General features: G+C 67.9%; 13 protein-coding genes. 2 read left to right on the top strand and 11 right to left on the bottom strand.

Annotation, left to right across the window (positions count from 1 at the left end):
- Nucleotides 1-77 precede the first annotated feature (77 nt).
- Both ACK4FK_RS04475 and cobA read right to left on the bottom strand, forming a co-directional pair.
- Complete coding sequence (locus ACK4FK_RS04475) at nt 78-1,406, bottom strand: cobyrinate a,c-diamide synthase (protein WP_409741686.1); 1,329 nt, start codon at nt 1,404-1,406, stop codon at nt 78-80.
- Nucleotides 1,388-2,251, bottom strand: a complete 864-nt coding sequence (gene cobA / locus ACK4FK_RS04470) for a uroporphyrinogen-III C-methyltransferase (RefSeq protein ID WP_409741683.1) — start codon at nt 2,249-2,251, stop codon at nt 1,388-1,390. The genes ACK4FK_RS04475 and cobA overlap by 19 nt, the downstream gene beginning before the upstream one ends.
- Here cobA and ACK4FK_RS04465 point away from each other — a divergent pair.
- Both ACK4FK_RS04465 and ACK4FK_RS04460 read left to right on the top strand, forming a co-directional pair.
- Nucleotides 2,250-3,362, top strand: coding sequence for a cobalt-precorrin-5B (C(1))-methyltransferase (locus tag ACK4FK_RS04465; protein ID WP_409741680.1), 1,113 nt, complete (start codon nt 2,250-2,252; stop codon nt 3,360-3,362). The two genes, cobA and ACK4FK_RS04465, sit on opposite strands and share 2 nt — an antisense overlap.
- On the top strand, nt 3,362-4,135 hold the full coding sequence (locus ACK4FK_RS04460) for a cobalt-precorrin-6A reductase (protein WP_409741678.1): 774 nt from the start codon (nt 3,362-3,364) through the stop codon (nt 4,133-4,135). The genes ACK4FK_RS04465 and ACK4FK_RS04460 overlap by 1 nt, the downstream gene beginning before the upstream one ends.
- Before the next feature lie 2 nt (nt 4,136-4,137).
- Here ACK4FK_RS04460 and ACK4FK_RS04455 read toward each other — a convergent pair whose 3' ends face one another.
- Genes ACK4FK_RS04455 through cobN form a run of 9 tightly spaced genes read right to left on the bottom strand, consistent with a single transcriptional unit; the run spans nt 4,138 to nt 15,226 of the window.
- A complete protein-coding gene (locus ACK4FK_RS04455) occupies nt 4,138-4,554 on the bottom strand; it encodes a protease inhibitor I42 family protein (RefSeq protein ID WP_409741676.1) in 417 nt (138 codons plus the stop codon).
- 8 nt (nt 4,555-4,562) lie between these two features.
- Nucleotides 4,563-5,366, bottom strand: a complete 804-nt coding sequence (gene cobM, locus ACK4FK_RS04450; RefSeq protein WP_409741674.1) for a precorrin-4 C(11)-methyltransferase — start codon at nt 5,364-5,366, stop codon at nt 4,563-4,565.
- Nucleotides 5,363-7,165: a precorrin-3B C(17)-methyltransferase gene (gene cobJ, locus ACK4FK_RS04445; protein WP_409741671.1), complete on the bottom strand. Its 1,803-nt coding sequence runs from the start codon at nt 7,163-7,165 to the stop codon at nt 5,363-5,365. The genes cobM and cobJ overlap by 4 nt, the downstream gene beginning before the upstream one ends.
- A complete protein-coding gene (cobI, locus tag ACK4FK_RS04440) occupies nt 7,162-7,881 on the bottom strand; it encodes a precorrin-2 C(20)-methyltransferase (protein ID WP_409741668.1) in 720 nt (239 codons plus the stop codon). Before cobI ends, cobJ begins: the two co-directional genes overlap by 4 nt.
- Nucleotides 7,882-7,891: 10 nt before the next feature.
- Nucleotides 7,892-9,094, bottom strand: coding sequence for a precorrin-6y C5,15-methyltransferase (decarboxylating) subunit CbiE (cbiE, locus tag ACK4FK_RS04435; protein ID WP_409741665.1), 1,203 nt, complete (start codon nt 9,092-9,094; stop codon nt 7,892-7,894).
- Nucleotides 9,091-9,771: a precorrin-8X methylmutase gene (locus tag ACK4FK_RS04430; RefSeq protein WP_409741662.1), complete on the bottom strand. Its 681-nt coding sequence runs from the start codon at nt 9,769-9,771 to the stop codon at nt 9,091-9,093. Before ACK4FK_RS04430 ends, cbiE begins: the two co-directional genes overlap by 4 nt.
- A complete protein-coding gene (locus tag ACK4FK_RS04425) occupies nt 9,768-10,814 on the bottom strand; it encodes a sirohydrochlorin chelatase (RefSeq protein ID WP_409741658.1) in 1,047 nt (348 codons plus the stop codon). The genes ACK4FK_RS04430 and ACK4FK_RS04425 overlap by 4 nt, the downstream gene beginning before the upstream one ends.
- Nucleotides 10,815-10,829: 15 nt before the next feature.
- Nucleotides 10,830-11,474, bottom strand: coding sequence for a cob(I)yrinic acid a,c-diamide adenosyltransferase (cobO, locus tag ACK4FK_RS04420; protein WP_409741655.1), 645 nt, complete (start codon nt 11,472-11,474; stop codon nt 10,830-10,832).
- Nucleotides 11,471-15,226 carry a cobaltochelatase subunit CobN gene (cobN, locus tag ACK4FK_RS04415; protein WP_409741652.1) on the bottom strand — a complete coding sequence of 1,252 codons (3,756 nt, stop codon included), beginning with the start codon at nt 15,224-15,226 and terminating at the stop codon, nt 11,471-11,473. The genes cobO and cobN overlap by 4 nt, the downstream gene beginning before the upstream one ends.
- Nucleotides 15,227-15,243 lie beyond the last annotated feature (17 nt).

The raw sequence follows: 15,243 nt of genomic DNA, 5'->3' as shown, positions 1-15,243 counted from the left end.
AGCGTTCCCTGATTCCTTTTCCACCTTAAATCAGGCGCGGTCCGGGACTGCCGTAAGATGATACCGCAGCGCGGCGTTCAGTCCTCGCGGTCGATCAGGTGCAGATAGCTGCCGAATACGCTGCCCTGGCGGCAGCCGGTTGGGCCCAGATCGGCTCCGGTGGCATCGCAGGCGGCAAACAGCGCCGCCGCGCGGTCGGTGCGGCCCATCTGCACCGAATAATGGAATTCATGGCCGCGAAAGCGGCTGCCCTTCGGCCCCAGCGCGGTGTCGGCCAGGCTGACGATGCGGCGATAGCCCAGGCGGCGCTTGCGCTGGGCGAAGCTGGTTTCGATGGGCAGCAGGTCCGCCATGGCATGCTGCCGGCCTTCGCCATCGGTCAGGCTGCTGCCCAGCAGCATGAAGCCGCCGCATTCGCCGTAAATCGCGGCCTGCCGCATGGCGGCGGCGCGCAGGCCCTGCATCAGGCGCGTATTGCCGGCCAGCTTTCCGGCATGCAGTTCCGGATAGCCGCCGGGCAGGAAAATCGCGTCGGCATGCGCGTCGGGTGAGCCGCCGTGAAGCGGCGAGAAGAAACTCAGGCTCGCGCCCTGCTCACGCCAGCCCTGCAGCAGATGCGGATAGGCGAAAGCGAACGCTTCGTCTCGCGCCACCGCGATATGCTGGCCCAGCGGCGCCAGCGGCCGCAACGCCGCATCGGCCTCTACCTGCAGCGGAGCGAGAGCCGCATCCAGCGCGGCGCGGTCGAGATGGCGGTGCAGCCAGTCGGCGGCGCGGTCGAGGAAAAGCTCCAGGCCGCCCCGTTCCTCGGCCTGCACCAGACCGAGATGCCGGCTTGGCAGCGCCAGCTTCTTGTCGGAAGGCAGCACGGCCACCACCGGCATGTCGATACCGGCCAGCGCCTTGCGCAGCAGGGTCTCGTGCCGTGCCGTGCCGACGCGGTTGAGCACCACGCCGCTCACCCGCACGTCGTCGCGGAAGCTGCGGAAACCATGCACCAGGGCTGCCACCGACTGGCTCTGGCGCGCCGCATCCACCACCAGCAGCACCGGCAGCTTCAGTTGCGCCGCGATGTCGGCTGTAGCGCCATCGCCGTTCGCCGCGCCGTCGAACAGGCCCATCACACCCTCGATCACCGCAAGCTCGCTGCCCATGGCACCGGCGCGCAGAATGCCGGCGATGGTCTCGGGCCGCATGGCATAGGCATCGAGGTTGTAGCAGGGCCGCCCGGCGCTGGCGGCGCGGTGGAAGGCGCCGTCGATGTAGTCCGGTCCGGCCTTGAAGGGCGCGACGATGCAACCCTCGCGCGCCAGCAGGCGCAGCAGCGCGAGCGTCACGGTCGTCTTGCCGCTGGCCGATGCCGGCGCGGCGATCACCAGGCCGCGGGTCAGATGGCGATCGGGCATGGCGGTGCGAGCCTGGCCTGCAGGTCGCTGGTTCCGAACAGCGCGTGCAGGTCGACCACTTCGCCCACCACCAGCAGGGCCGGCGGCTCGATCTTCGCCGCCGCCGCCGCCGCCACGATGGCGTCCAGCCTGCTGCGCAGAACGCGCATCTGCGGCAGGGTCGCATGGCTGACCAGCGCGGCGGGACGTTCGCCCGCCAGGCCGGCATGGCGCAGCTTGGACACGAGTATGTCGAGATGCTTGATCGCCATGTAGATCACCAGCACCGGCGAGGCGCGCACCATCGCGGCCCAGTCGACGCTGTCGGGCACCTCGCCGCTGGCATTGTGGCCGGTGAGGAAGGTGACGCAGGAATTGGTGTCGCGGTGGGTGAGCGGAATGCCGGCATAGGCCAGGCCGCCCACGCCGGCCGAGATGCCGGGGATGACGCGGAAGGGGATGCCGGCCTCGCGCAGGCTGAGTGCCTCTTCCGCGCCGCGGCCAAAGACGAAGGGATCGCCGCCCTTCAGCCGCAGCACGCGCTTGCCCTGCCGCGCCAGTTCGACCAGCCGCAGCGAGATGTCGCGCTGCTTCGGCGAGGGCTTGCCCCCGCGCTTGCCGGCATATTCCAGCAGCGTGCCGGGCCGGGCACAGGCCAGGATCGCCTCACCCACCAGGGCGTCGTAAATCACCACGTCGGCCTGGTTCAGGGCGTTCACGGCATGCAGGGTCAACAGCCCCGGATCGCCGGGGCCGGCGCCGGCCAGCCAGACCCAGCCGGAGGGGAAAACCGGCATCTGCAGAGCGGGTATTTGCATGGCGGCAAGGTACACCGGCAGCGCGCCGGTGTATACTTCGCCCCCCATGACCCAGGCCGCCGAAATGCCTGCCGAAGCTGCCTCCGCCCTGCGCCGGGGCTGGACCACCGGCGCCTGCGCCACGGCGGCGACGGCGGCTGCCTATGAGGCATTGCTGACCGGCCGTTTTCCCGATCCGGTCTCGATCACCCTGCCGAAGGGAGAGACGCCCAGCTTTGCCCTGGCGCGCGAGGCGATGGGAGAGGGCTGGGCCGAGGCCGGCATAGTCAAGGATGCCGGCGACGATCCCGACGTCACCCACCAGGCGCTGATCCTTTCGAAAGTGCGCCATGGTCCGCCCGGCAGCGGCATCGTGTTCCGCGCCGGCGAGGGCGTGGGCATGGTCACGCGGGCCGGCCTGCCGATCCCGCCGGGCGAGCCGGCGATCAATCCGGTGCCGCGCAAGATGATGCGCGAGGCGGTGCTGGCGCTGGCGGCCCGCCATGGCGCGGCGCCGGATGTCGAGATCGAGATCGCGGTGCCGGGCGGCGCAGACCTGGCCAAGCGCACCTGGAATCCGCGGCTGGGCATCGTGGGGGGCTTAAGCATCCTGGGAACCACCGGCATCGTCGTGCCGTTTTCCTGTTCGGCCTGGATCCACTCGATCCATCGCGGCGTCGATGTGGCGGTTGCAGCAGGCCTCGATCATGTCGCCGGGTGCACCGGCTCAAGCTCGGAGGCGGCCGTGCAGGCGCTCTACGATCTGCCTGAAATCGCCTTGCTCGACATGGGCGACTTCGCCGGCGCGCTGCTGAAATACCTGCGCCAGCATCCGCTGCCGCGCCTGACCATCGGCGGCGGCTTCGCCAAACTGGTGAAACTGGCGCAGGGCCAGATGGACCTGCATTCCGGCCGCAGCCAGGTAGACAAGGCCGTGCTGGCGCAATGGCTGGGCGAATGCGGCGGCGATGCCGCGCTGGTCGCTCGCGCGATGGAGGCCAACACGGCCCTGGAAGTGCTGCATATGGCACAGCAGGTGCGTCTGCCGCTGGGCGATCATGTGGCGAATCTGGCGCGCGAGGCGGCCGGGCGTATCGTCGCGCCGGCAAGGATTCGCATCGACGTGGTGGCGGTGGATCGTGCCGGCAGCATCGTTGGCCGCAGCAGCGGAGCCTCTTGATGGCGCGCAAACGCAACCTGCTGCTGCTGGGCGGCACCGGCGAAGGCCTGCGACTGGCGCGCGAGCTGCAGCATCATGGGAAAATCCGCTGTATTTCCTCGCTGGCCGGTCGCACCGAAAATCCGGAACGGCCGCCAGGCGAGGTGCGTGTCGGCGGTTTCGGCGGCGTGGCGGGCCTGAGCGATTATCTGGTGAACGAAAAGATCGATCTGGTGCTGGATGCCACGCATCCCTTCGCCGCGCAGATGGCGCGCCATGCCTATGAGGCCTGCCAGGCCTTAGGCGTCCCGCGCGCCAAGCTGGTGCGGCCGCCCTGGGTAGCGTCGCCGGGCGACCGCTGGACGATGATGCCGAGCGTGACGGCGGCGGCGGTGTTCCTGCGCTTCCATCCGGCGCAGCGCATCTTCCTCACGCTGGGGCGGCAGGAAATCGGGCCTTTTGTGCCGCTGGGCGGCGAGGATAAGCCGCACGGGAATGGGCGGTGGTTCCTGACGCGGATGATCGATCCGCCAGCCGATGGCGTGGTGCTGCCGCCGGGCGAGCTCGTCCTCGGACGCGGGCCGTTCCGGCCAGAGGACGAACGCGCCTTGATGCAGCAGCATCGCATCGAACTGCTGGTGACCAAGAATTCCGGCGGCGCGGCCGGCAAGATTGCCGCCGCTGCCGAACTGCATATTCCCGTGCTGATGGTCGAACGGCCGCCGCTGCCACCGGGCGAGATTCTGGATTCGGTGGGCGCCGCGCTCGCCTGGGCGAATCTCAGCGCGGTATAGGTTCAGCGGATCTCGAAGGTGTAGATCGCCTCGCGCGCAGCCGGGCCGTTCGGTTCGAAGGGCCGGCGATACACGAAATACAAAATGGTCGGCCCGGTGCCGGTGGCGCGGAAATGCCACACCTCCGTGCCGCCGCGGCCGGGCATGCCGCCCTCGGCGATATAGGCCGGTTCCTCGGCCAGGCTCAGCGCCTCCACGCCGGGCGCCTCGCTGATCATGCTCCAGCGATAGCCGGTGCTGTGATTGGCGGCCAGGCGGATGCGCACTTCCTCGCCCTGCATCAGAATGAAGCGGCCGCCTGACTGGGCGAAATCCAGCGTCAGCGGCGCGGGTTTCTCCACGGCGGCCTCACGGCTGTCGGCGCAGGCAACCAGAACACCGCAGAGCAGCAGAACGGAGAATATGCGCCAGATCGCCATGGTCGGCCTCATTGCTTCGCTGCCCGGGATTCGGTTTTCTTGGCCCTGGCTTTCGGGCCGGGCCGCAGCACATGCACGTGCTTCGGATCGTACAACGCGCTGTCGCTGAAATCAGCAGCCTCGTCCAGCACCCGGCCCACCAGGATCAGGGCCGTGCGTGTGATCTTGGCCGCGCGCACCTTGGCGGCGATGTCGGACAGGCAGCCGCGGATGATCTGCTGGTCCGGCCAGGTGGCACGCACCACCACGGCCACCGGGCAATCGGCGCCGTAATGCGGCGTCAGTTCCTGTACCACATGGCGGATATTGCGGATGGACAGGTGAATGGCCAGCGTGGCGCCCGTGCGGCCGAAATTGGCCAAAGTCTCGCCTGCCGGCATGTCGGAGGACTTCATCGCCGTGCGGGTCAGGATCACGGATTGCGCGATATCGGGCAGGGTCAATTCGGTCTGCAAGGCGGCGGCGGCGGCGGCGAAGGCCGGCACGCCGGGCGTGATCGTGTAGGGGATATTCAGTGTTTTCAGGCGGCGGATCTGCTCCGCGATGGCGCCATAGAGCGAGGGGTCGCCGGAATGCACGCGCGCCACATCCTGGCCCCTGTCATGCGCAGCCTGGATCTCGGCCATGATCTCGTCCAGGTTCAGCGGCGCGGTATCCACCACGCGCGCGCCCCTCGGTGCCAGTTGCACCACCGCCTCGGGCACCAGCGAGCCGGCATAGAGGCAGACCGGACAGGATTCGATCAGCCGGGCGCCCCGCAGGGTGATCAGGTCGGGCGCGCCGGGGCCGGCGCCGATGAAGTGGACGGTCATGGGGTGAACTTCTTCTCGTAGCCGCGCGGCGTGTAGGCAAAGCGGCGGCCATTCTGCAATGTGATGCTGCGGCTGGCGGAACTGCCCACCAGCACGACAGTCAGCATGTCGACCTGCTCGACATCGAGGTCGCCCAGCGTGGTCAACGTCACCCGTTCGCCCTCGCGGCCCAGATTGCGCGCCAGCACAACAGGCGTTTCGCGCGGACGATGCTGCAGCAGGATATCTTTCGCCATGGCAAGCTGGGTGCGGCGGCGCTGCGACACCGGATTGTAGAAGGCGATGACGAAATCGGCCTCGGCCGCCTTCTTGATGCGCAGCAGGATCATGTCCAGCGGCGTCAGCAGGTCGGACAGCGAGATCGTGCAGAAATCATGGCCAAGCAGCGCACCCGACCGTGCCGCCGCCGCCTGCAGGGCCGATATGCCGGGCGCCACGTTGATCGCCACGCGCTGCCAGTCCTTGCGCTGCGATTCCTGCTCCAGCAGGGCAAACACCAGCGTCGCCATGGCGTAGATGCCGGGATCGCCCGAGCAGACCAGGGCCACGCGCTTGCCCTGCGCCGCCAGGTCGAGAGCGGCGCGCACGCGCTTTTCCTCCTCGCCCAGCTCGAAGCGGTGCTGCGCCTTGCCGGCCGCCAGCTCGGGATAGAGGTCGAGATAGAGGCCATAACCGACCCAGTCGGTGGCCTCGCTGAGCACGATCCGCGCTTCCGGTGTCAGCCATGACGCATCGCCCGGCCCGGTGCCCACCACATGCAGCTCGCCGCGCGGCAATCCGCGCGATGCGCCATCGAAGGGCAGGGGTGAAAGCGCGATGGCGCAGGTGGCGCGTTCGGATTTCACCTTCGGCACGATCAGTGTGGCATCCGGCCCGGCGGCGGCGAGGGCCGCACCTTCCGAAACGCCGTGGCAGCCGACCTCGGCGAACACGGTATCGGAAGGATTGGCCAGGCGCGGCGTCTCGGCTTCCAGCGTGGCGGCATCGAAGACGCGGAAGGGCACGCCCAGCCATCGCGCCAGTTCCTGCATCGCCGGTTCATCGGCCTTCAGGTCCAGCGAATAGACGCCGGCGATGCTGTCGCGTGCGATGCCGTGGTCGGACAGCGTGGTCTGCACCAGGCGGATCAGTTCCACCGGTCTGGCGTTGCGTTCGCAGCCGACACCGATGGCAATACAGCGCGGATGATAAACCAGATGATCCGGGCTGCCCTCGATAGCGCGGTGCGTGACTTCGATCACCATGCGGCCATCGGCGCTGAGCGGCAGGGTGCTATCGGCCAGCCAGGGCGCATCGCCTTCGATGCGCACGCCGCCGCCACGCAGCAGGTTCGCCATCAGGCCCTTGGCATCTTCCGGGTTGGCGAGCGTGTAGCCTTCCGGCGGTTCGTCCAGGCCCAGTCCAAAGGCGAGGTCGCCGGCGGTGGTGATCGCCGGAATGCCCTGCAGCACGCTGGCGATGCGGCGGCTCAGCAGGTTGGCGCCGTGGTGGCCGCCCAGCAGCGGCACCACGGAGGAACCATCGGCGGCCACCGCGATCAGCGGCGGTTCGCTGTGCTTGTCGGAAAGCCGCGGCGCGACGGCACGGATCAGGATGCCGGCGGCGCAGATGCCGATCACCGGCCGACCGGCGGCGAATAACTGCGCGATGGTATCGGTTGCCCTGCCCAGCGGAAGCGTGTGGACCAGAGCCGCATCGTCGGGTGCATAGACCTCCCAGGCGGGAAAGGCGGCCATCAGCGCCTGCGCCACGCCGCGCGCATTGGGGGTCAGCAGCACGAGGGCCGGTTTTCCGCTCATGCCCCGAACTCCATGAAATGCTGCCGGCCTTTGCGATGCACCACGATCATGGCGAAATAGGGAATGGCCGTGGGATCGACCTCGGATAGCGGCAGGATGCGCTGCTCGGCCATGGTGGCGCGCTCGATATAGCGGGCTCGGTCGGCCAGATGCAGGCGGTTGAGCAGTTCGATCACGCGCGGGCCGTGCCGGCCCAGCTTGAGGATCGCCGCAGCATCGGTATGCAGCAATTTGTGCGCGATGGTCTCGTCGTCCAGCGGCGCGGGGATCACGGTCAGCACGTCGTTGCGCGACACCAGAGGATATTGCAGGGCGGCGGCGCAGGCGGTGAGCGACGACACGCCGGGCACGATCTCGACCGGAAAATCCTCGCTCAGCCGGCCGAACAGATACATGAACGAGCCATAGAGGAACGGGTCGCCTTCGCACAGAACCGCCACGTTGCGGCCGGCCTTGAGATGCGCGGCGAGATCGCCGGCGGCCTGTTCATACACGGCCTGGGCCGGAAACCGCGCCACGCTGAGCGGCATGCGGATGGCCAACTCGGCCTGGCCGCCGCTTAAGTGTGGCGCCACGATGCGGCGCGCCAGGCTGTCGCCCTGCTCGGGCGCGGGATAGGCCACCACGTCGGCAGCCTGCAACAGGCGCAGGGCTTTCAGGGTGATCAGTTCCGGATCGCCCGGCCCGATGCCCAGGCCATAGAGAGTCCCACTCATTTCCGGATACTCATTCTTTTGTCACGCTCCACTGCGTCACTGGCATCATGGCGTGCCAGCCGTGATACCGACCGACCGGTTCGGCGCGATGGACACCGAACCGGCCGAGATCGCCGCCGTAGCTCTGGCGTGCCTGCACCACCTTTGATTCACCTTCCAGCGTCACCACATTGGCCACCAGCCGGCCGCCGGGCTTCAGCGCGTTCCAGCAACGCGCGATCAGGCCATCGGTCATGATGCCGCCGCCGATGAAAATGGCATCGGGCGACGGCAGACCATCCAGCGCCGCCGGCACGCTGCCGGCCACGATCTGCAGATGAGGCACGCCCAGCGCCAGCGCATTCTGCGCGATCATGCCGCGCCTTCCCTCGCGTTCCTCGATGGCGATCGCGCGGTTGCGGCGGTCGGCGCGCAGCCATTCGATACCGATCGAACCAGAGCCGGCGCCGACATCCCACAGCAGGTCTCCGGCAAAGGGCGCCAGCCTGGAGAGCGTGACGGCGCGGATTTCGCGTTTGGTGATGTTGCCGTCATGCAGGAACAGGTCGTCATCCAGACCGGCCAGGCGACTGAGGCCCGGGCCGTCATGCAACTGCACGGCCAGCGTGTTGAAGTCGGCGCAATCGGCAATGCTCCAGTTTTTCGCCACGCCGTCCTGCCGGCGTTCCGCCACGCCGCCCATATGTTCCAGCACGCTGATCGTGGCGCTGCCAAAACCGCGTTTGGTCAGGAAGGCGGCCACCTGCGCCGGCGTCTGGCCGTTGTCGGAGAGGATCAGCAGCTTTGCCTGCGGCTGCAGATACAGGCCCAGCAGATCCAGCGGACGTCCGTGCAAGGTCAGGCAGTCGCAGGCATCCACGGCCCAGCCCATGCGGGCGGCGGCCAGGCTGAAAGCGCTGACATGCGGGAAGATGCGCATTTCATCGGCGGGCACACGTTTGGCCAGGGTCACACCGATGCCGAACCACATCGGATCGCCGGTCGCCAGCACGCAGACGCGCCGGCCACGATAATCGGTGATGCGCTCGACCAGGTCGAGCAGCGGCCGCGTCCAGGTCATGCGCGTCTGGTTGGGCAGTTCGGGCAGCAGGGCCAGATGGCGTTCGCCACCGATCAGGATTTCCGCATCCTCGGCCAGGGCGCGCGCGGCCGGCGCCAGGCCGTTCAGGCCATCCTCGCCGAGACCGACCACCGAAAGCCAGGGCAGGGTCATGGCGCCGCTTTCTCTTTCGCCGGCGTTTCCTTCGCCGGTTCCCAGCTCGCCAGCGCGTTGATCGCGGCGGCGGCCATGGCGCTGCCGCCGCGGCGGCCTTTCAGCGTGGCATAAGCCACGCCCCTGGGTGCCGCGTCGATCAGCGCCTGTTTCGATTCCGCCGCACCGACAAAACCGACCGGAAAGCCGAGGACCGCCGCCGGTTTGGGCGCGCCTTCCTCCAGCAACTCCAGCAGGCGGAACAGGGCGGTCGGCGCATTGCCGATCACCACCACGGCGCCAGCCAGGTGCGGCTGCCACAATTCCACGGCAGCCGCCGAACGGGTGATCTGCTTCTGCCGGCCGATCTCGCGCGCCTCCGGCGTGTTGAGAAAACTCAGCACCGGATTGTTTGCCGGCAGGCGCGAACGGATCACGCCATAGGCCACCATGTCGACATCGCTCAGGATCGGCTTGCCAGCGCGCAGGGCATCATGCACGGCCAGCGGCAGATCCGCCGTCCACACCAGGTCGGGCAGGATCTCGGGCATGGCGCAGGCATGGATCAGGCGCAGGGCCAGTTCGTCGATGCCCGGCGGCAGATGCGACAGATCCACCTCGGCGCGGATCATCTGGAACGACAGGCGATAGATCGCGTCGGGATCGCGCAGATAATCGTATCCGGCCTTCACGGTCATCCCTTGGCCAGTGTCTTCGGGCCGAGCGGGTGGTCGGCATGGGGATAGGGATGGTGGCCATGGTTGTGATCATGCCCATGATCATGGCCATGATGGTGGTGATCGTGGTGGTGGTGATGATCGCCATGGTCATGGCTTCTTGTGCCGATGCCCTCCACGTGATGGTGGTGGCTTTCCTGCGCCAGCCCGACCTCATCCTCGAAGCCCAGCACCTGCGCGCGGTATTTGCACATCTGGCAGTTCATGTTGTTGGTGCCGGCGAGGATTTCCTGCAGCCGGTCCTCGAACACCTCCAGCACCAGCGGATGGTCGTTCAGATAGCCTGCCTTGACGAATTCGATTCCGGGATGGGCGGCGGCCACGCGGTCGGTGTGTTCGTAGATGCGCTCGACCAGGATGCCGGTGAACAGGAAATACGGGAATACGACCACGCGCCTGTAGCCGAGCTTTGCCACATGCTCCAGCGCGGGCTGCACCAGCGGGAAGGTGACGCCGGAATAGGCGGTCTCGCCCCAGCCGAAGCCGAACCCCTCCCACAGCATGCGCATGACCTTGGCGATGTTGGAATTGGCATCGGGATCCGAGGTGCCGCGGCCCACCACCACCAAAGCCGTCTCGTGGCGGCCAACATGGCCGCCGGCGGCATCCAGCGCCTGCTGCACGCGGTCGCCGGCAGCGCGCAGCATCTTCAGGTCGATGCCCAGGTCGCGGCCATACTGGATGCTCACATCCGCATGCTCTGCCTGGTAGCGATTGAGCACGCTGGGGATGTCGTTCTTGGCATGGCCGGCGGCGAACAGCATGCCGGGCAGGGCGAGAATCTTGGTATTGCCCTTGGCGCGCAGGGCATCCAGGCCATCGCGAATGATCGGCGTGGCGAATTCCAGGAAGCCGAAATCGACATCGTATTGCGGCAGGCGGCGCTTCATGTGCTCGGCCAGCGCGGTGAACTCCGCCACGGCACGGTCGTCGCGGCTGCCATGGCCGCACAGCATTACGCCGGTTTTCTCAAATGGGGTCTTGGGGAAGGGATTCTGCAACATGGGGCTGGGCTCGCTTCAGAATTCTATGCCTTTTTGCGCTTTCACGCCGGCCTGGAAGGGGTGCTTGATCTCGGTCATCTCGGTCACCAGGTCGGCCGCCTCGATCAGCTCGGGCTTGGCGTTGCGGCCGGTCACCACGATATGGAGCATCGGCGGCCGCCGGCGAAGGGTATCCACCACATCAGCCAGATCGAGATAGTCGTAGCGCAGCACGATGTTGAGCTCGTCGAACACCAGCATGTCATAAGCGGGCGGATCGGTGCGGCAGGCCTCGATCATGCGCTTCGCCTCGGCCCAGGCGGCTTTTGCCGCGGCGATGTCGCGGGCGCGGTCCTGGGTATCCCAGGTGAAGCCCTCGCCCATGGCCTTGATCGTCACCTGGTCGGGGAATTTTTCCAGCACGGGGCGCTCGCCGGTCTGCCACTTGCCTTTCACGAACTGCACAATGCCGATGCGGAACCCGTTGCCGATGGCGCGCATCACCAGGCCGAAAGCGGCGGTGGACTTGCCCTTACCCTTGCCGGTGTGGACGATCAGCAGGCCTTTCTCGATGGTCTTGGTCGCCAGCATGCGATCTCGCACTTCCTTGCGCTTCTTCGCCTTTTCATTGGCGCGGGCATTGACCTCGTCCTCGCTCAGACCCTGCTCTTTCACTTTCATGCGGCCAGCATCCTTTCCAGCAGGTCGGACGCCGAGTTGGCGCGCGGCCGCCACAGGCCGCGCCGGATTGCTTCCTGGAACCGTTCGGCGATTTCCCGCGCCGCCGCCGGGTTATTCTCCTCGATGAAGGCGCGGGTGTCAGTATCGTTGAGATAGGCTTCATACAGCGCGTCAAACTGATGATCGCGCACAAGCCCGGTGGTGGCGGCGAAGGCGAACAGGTAATCCACCGTGGCGGCGATCTCAAAGGCGCCCTTGTAGCCGTGCCGTTTCACGCCGGCGATCCATTTCGGATTGGCGGCGCGGCCCCGCACCACGCGGGCGATTTCTTCCTCCAGGCGGCGGATGCGCGGCGCCTCGGGACGGGAATGGTCGTTGTGATAGGCGGTCGGGGCGCTGCCCGAGGCATACTGCACGGCGGCATAGGCACCGCCCTCGAACTGGTAGTAATCGTCGGAATCGAGCAGGTCGTGCTCGCGGTTGTCCTGGTTCTGCACGACGGCATCCGTGCGCGCCAGCCGGCGGGTAAAGCCGGCATAATCCTCGATGCCCTCGGCTTCCGCGCCATAGGCATAGCCACCCCAGGCGATATAGGCCCGCGCCAGGTCGTCGCTGCCGCTCCAGCCGCCTTCGTCCACCAGGGCCTGTAGCCCGGCGCCATAGGCGCCCGGCTTGGCGCCGAACACGCGATAGCCGGCACTGCGCCTTGCGGCCTCCAGCGGCAGGCCGCCGGCCGTCAGCCGGTCAATCTCGACGCGGGCATGCATGGCCAGCGGATTGAGGTGATCGGGTTCGTCCAGTGCCTGCACGGCGCGGCTGGCGGCATCGAACAGGGCCACCTGGGCCGGGAAGGCGTCGCGGAAGAAACCGCTCACCTTCAGCGTGACGTCCACGCGCGGCCGGTCGAGCAGGTCCAGCGGCACGATCTCGAAGCCGGTGACGCGGCCCGAGCCAGCTTCCCAGGTCGGTCGCGCGCCGATCAGCGCCAGCGCCTGGGCGATGTCATCGCCGCCGGTGCGCATGTTGGCGGTGCCCCAGGCATTGAGCAGGATGGCGCGCGGCCACTCGCCGTGATCCTGCCGGTGACGCTGTAACAATGCATCGGCCGATTGCCAGCCCAGGGTCCAGGCCGCCGGCGTCGGCAGGCTGCGCGCATCGAGAGAAAAGAAGTTGCGGCCCGTGGGCAGCACATCGGGCCGGCCGCGCGTCGGCGCGCCGCTCGGTCCCGGCGGAACGAAGCGGCCGTCCATGCCGCGCAGCAGGTTGTCGATCTCGGCGCGCCCGCATCCCAGTACGGCCGGCCGCAATTCGTAATCCACCACATGCAGCACGGCCTGCGTGGCGATCCAGTGGTCTTCCGGCATGCGGCGGTCGGCGATCAGCTGCTTGGCCAGCACTTCTAGGCGCTCCACCGTGTCGCCAAAGCTGCGCCAGGGCGATGCGACAAGGTCGGCCAGCACCGCAGGTCTGGGGCCGGTCCACGCCGCGGCGTAATCGGTGCCCAGGGGATCGCAGCCCAGGTTGAGGTCGGCGGCGAGGGCACGCAGGAGCGACTCGTCGCCGGGGCGGCTGCGGCCGGTGCGGCCGCGCGGCAGGCGCACCAGCGCCACCAGCAGGTCGACCAACTGCTCGCCCTGCGGCTTCACGCCATAGACATGCAGGCCGTCGCGGATCTGCAGTTCCTTCAGGTCGCACAGGTGATTGTCGAGTTTGAGCAACGCACTTTCGGTCGGCTCGCCCGGTCGGATGTCGCAATCGGCATCCAGTCCCAGGCGCCGGGCTTCGTCGATGATGCGTTCGGCAAGCAGCGGCAGGCGCCGGCGGTCCAGGCCGGCGGCTTCGTAATATTCATCCACAAGCTGCTCAAGCGCGGCGAGATCGCCGTAGATCTCCGCACGGGTCAACGGCGGCGTCAGGTGATCGAGGATCACCGCCGCCGTGCGGCGCTTGGCCTGGGTACCCTCGCCGGGATCGTTGACGATGAAGGGATAAAGCTGCGGCAGCGGGCCGAGCACGGTCTCGGGCAGGCAGGCATCGCTGAGCGCCAGCGCCTTGCCGGGCAGCCATTCCAGATTGCCATGCTTGCCGCAATGGAGCACGGCGTCGGCGCCGAAGCTCTCGCGCAGCCAGGCATAGGCGGCGATGTAGTTGTGCGGCGGCACCAAGTCGGGGTCGTGATAGCTGCGGGCGGGGTCGATGTTGTAGCCACGCGCCGGCTGGATCATCACCGCCACATTGCCCAGCGGCAGCACGGGCAGGGCGAATCCGTCATCCTGCAGCTGCGGATCGTCTTCCGGTGCGCCCCAGCGGGCCGTCACCGCCTCGCGCACCGCGGCGGGCAGGGCGGCGAAGAAGCGCCGATACAGCGCCAGCGGATAATGGGCGCGCACCCGGCGGGCCCGGGTCTGGCTGAAATCGTTGGTGACGCCTTCGGTCAGTGCCGCGATCAGGCGGTTGCCGCTGACCGGCAGGGCGTTCAGTTCGTAGCCGGCGTCTTTCATGGCGCGCAGAATCCGCACCACGCTCTGCGGCGTATCGAGGCCGACGCCATTGCCGATGCGTCCGTCGCGGTTGGGGTAATTGGCCAGCACGATGCCGATGCGGCGTTCGGCCGGCGAGAGACGGGCCAGTCGCGACCAGGCGGCGGCCAGCTTCGCCGTGAAGGCGCAGCGTCCGGCATCGGGCACCAGCCGGACGATGCTGCATTCCGTGCGCCGGTCGAACACGGCCTCGGCCTTGAAGGCCACGGCGCGGGTCATGATGCGGCCGTCGATCTCGGGCAGGGCCACGGCGATCGCAAGATCGCGCGCACTCAGGCCGCGCGTGCCGTCCTGCCATTGTTCGCGCGGGCTGGAGGCGAAAACCACCTGCAGCACCGGGCAGTCGCTCTGGCCCAGCGGATCGTCGCCGCCCTCGCCGCGCGGGTTGCCGACCGCGAAGCTGGTCGCATTCAGGATCACATCGGGCAGGGCCTGCTCGATCAGTGTCGAGGCCAGGTCGGCCGACAGCCGGTCCTTCAGGCTGGTGACGTAAATCGGCAGCGGGCTCATGCCCTCGGCCGCCAGGGCTTCGATCAGGGCATCCACGGCGGCGACATCGCCCGCCTGCAGCAGGGCCCGGTAGAACACGATGGCGGCCACCGGCTGCACCGCGCATTTACGCTCGGCCCAGATGTTGCGCAGGGCGTTGAGGTCGGGTTCGGCATGGCCCGGCCAGTACAGTCCGGCCGCTGGAAGGGGCTTTGCCGGCAACGGATCTTCATCGCGGCCGATCAGTCCGGCGGCGCAGCGCAGCATCTGGCCCAGATTGTCGATGCCGCCTTCGCGGAAGTAGCCGAACAGCGTGGTGCGCGTATCGTCGTCCAGCGTCGAGAATCCATCCAGCGCCGGATCGGGCTGGCGGTCGCCCGGCAGGAAGGCCAGCGCGATGCCCCTGGCGCGGCAGACCTCGCTGAGGCGTTCCACGCCGTAGGTCCAATAGCTCTGCCCGCCCAGCAGCCGCACGATCACCAGCCGCGCCGCGGCGATCACGCGTTCGACGTAGAGGTCGACGGCATAGGGGTGACCGAGCTGAAGCAGGTTGGCCAGACGCAGGCTGGGAAAATCGCCGGGCAGCGCGGCATAGGCCGCGCTCAAGGCCGCCAGTTCGGAATCGGCGGCACTCAACACCACGATGTCGCCGGGCGTCTGCTGCAGATCGACGGGAGCATCCGTCGCCGCCGTGCCGCCCGGTATGGCATTGAGCAGATGCAAGCCGGTTCCCCCCAGGC

Source organism: Ferrovibrio sp. (genome assembly GCF_046297895.1).
Classification (GTDB): Bacteria; Pseudomonadota; Alphaproteobacteria; order Ferrovibrionales; family Ferrovibrionaceae; genus Ferrovibrio.
The sequence above is the reverse complement of the archived record's forward strand: the minus strand, read 5'-3'. Positions and strand labels throughout refer to the sequence as shown.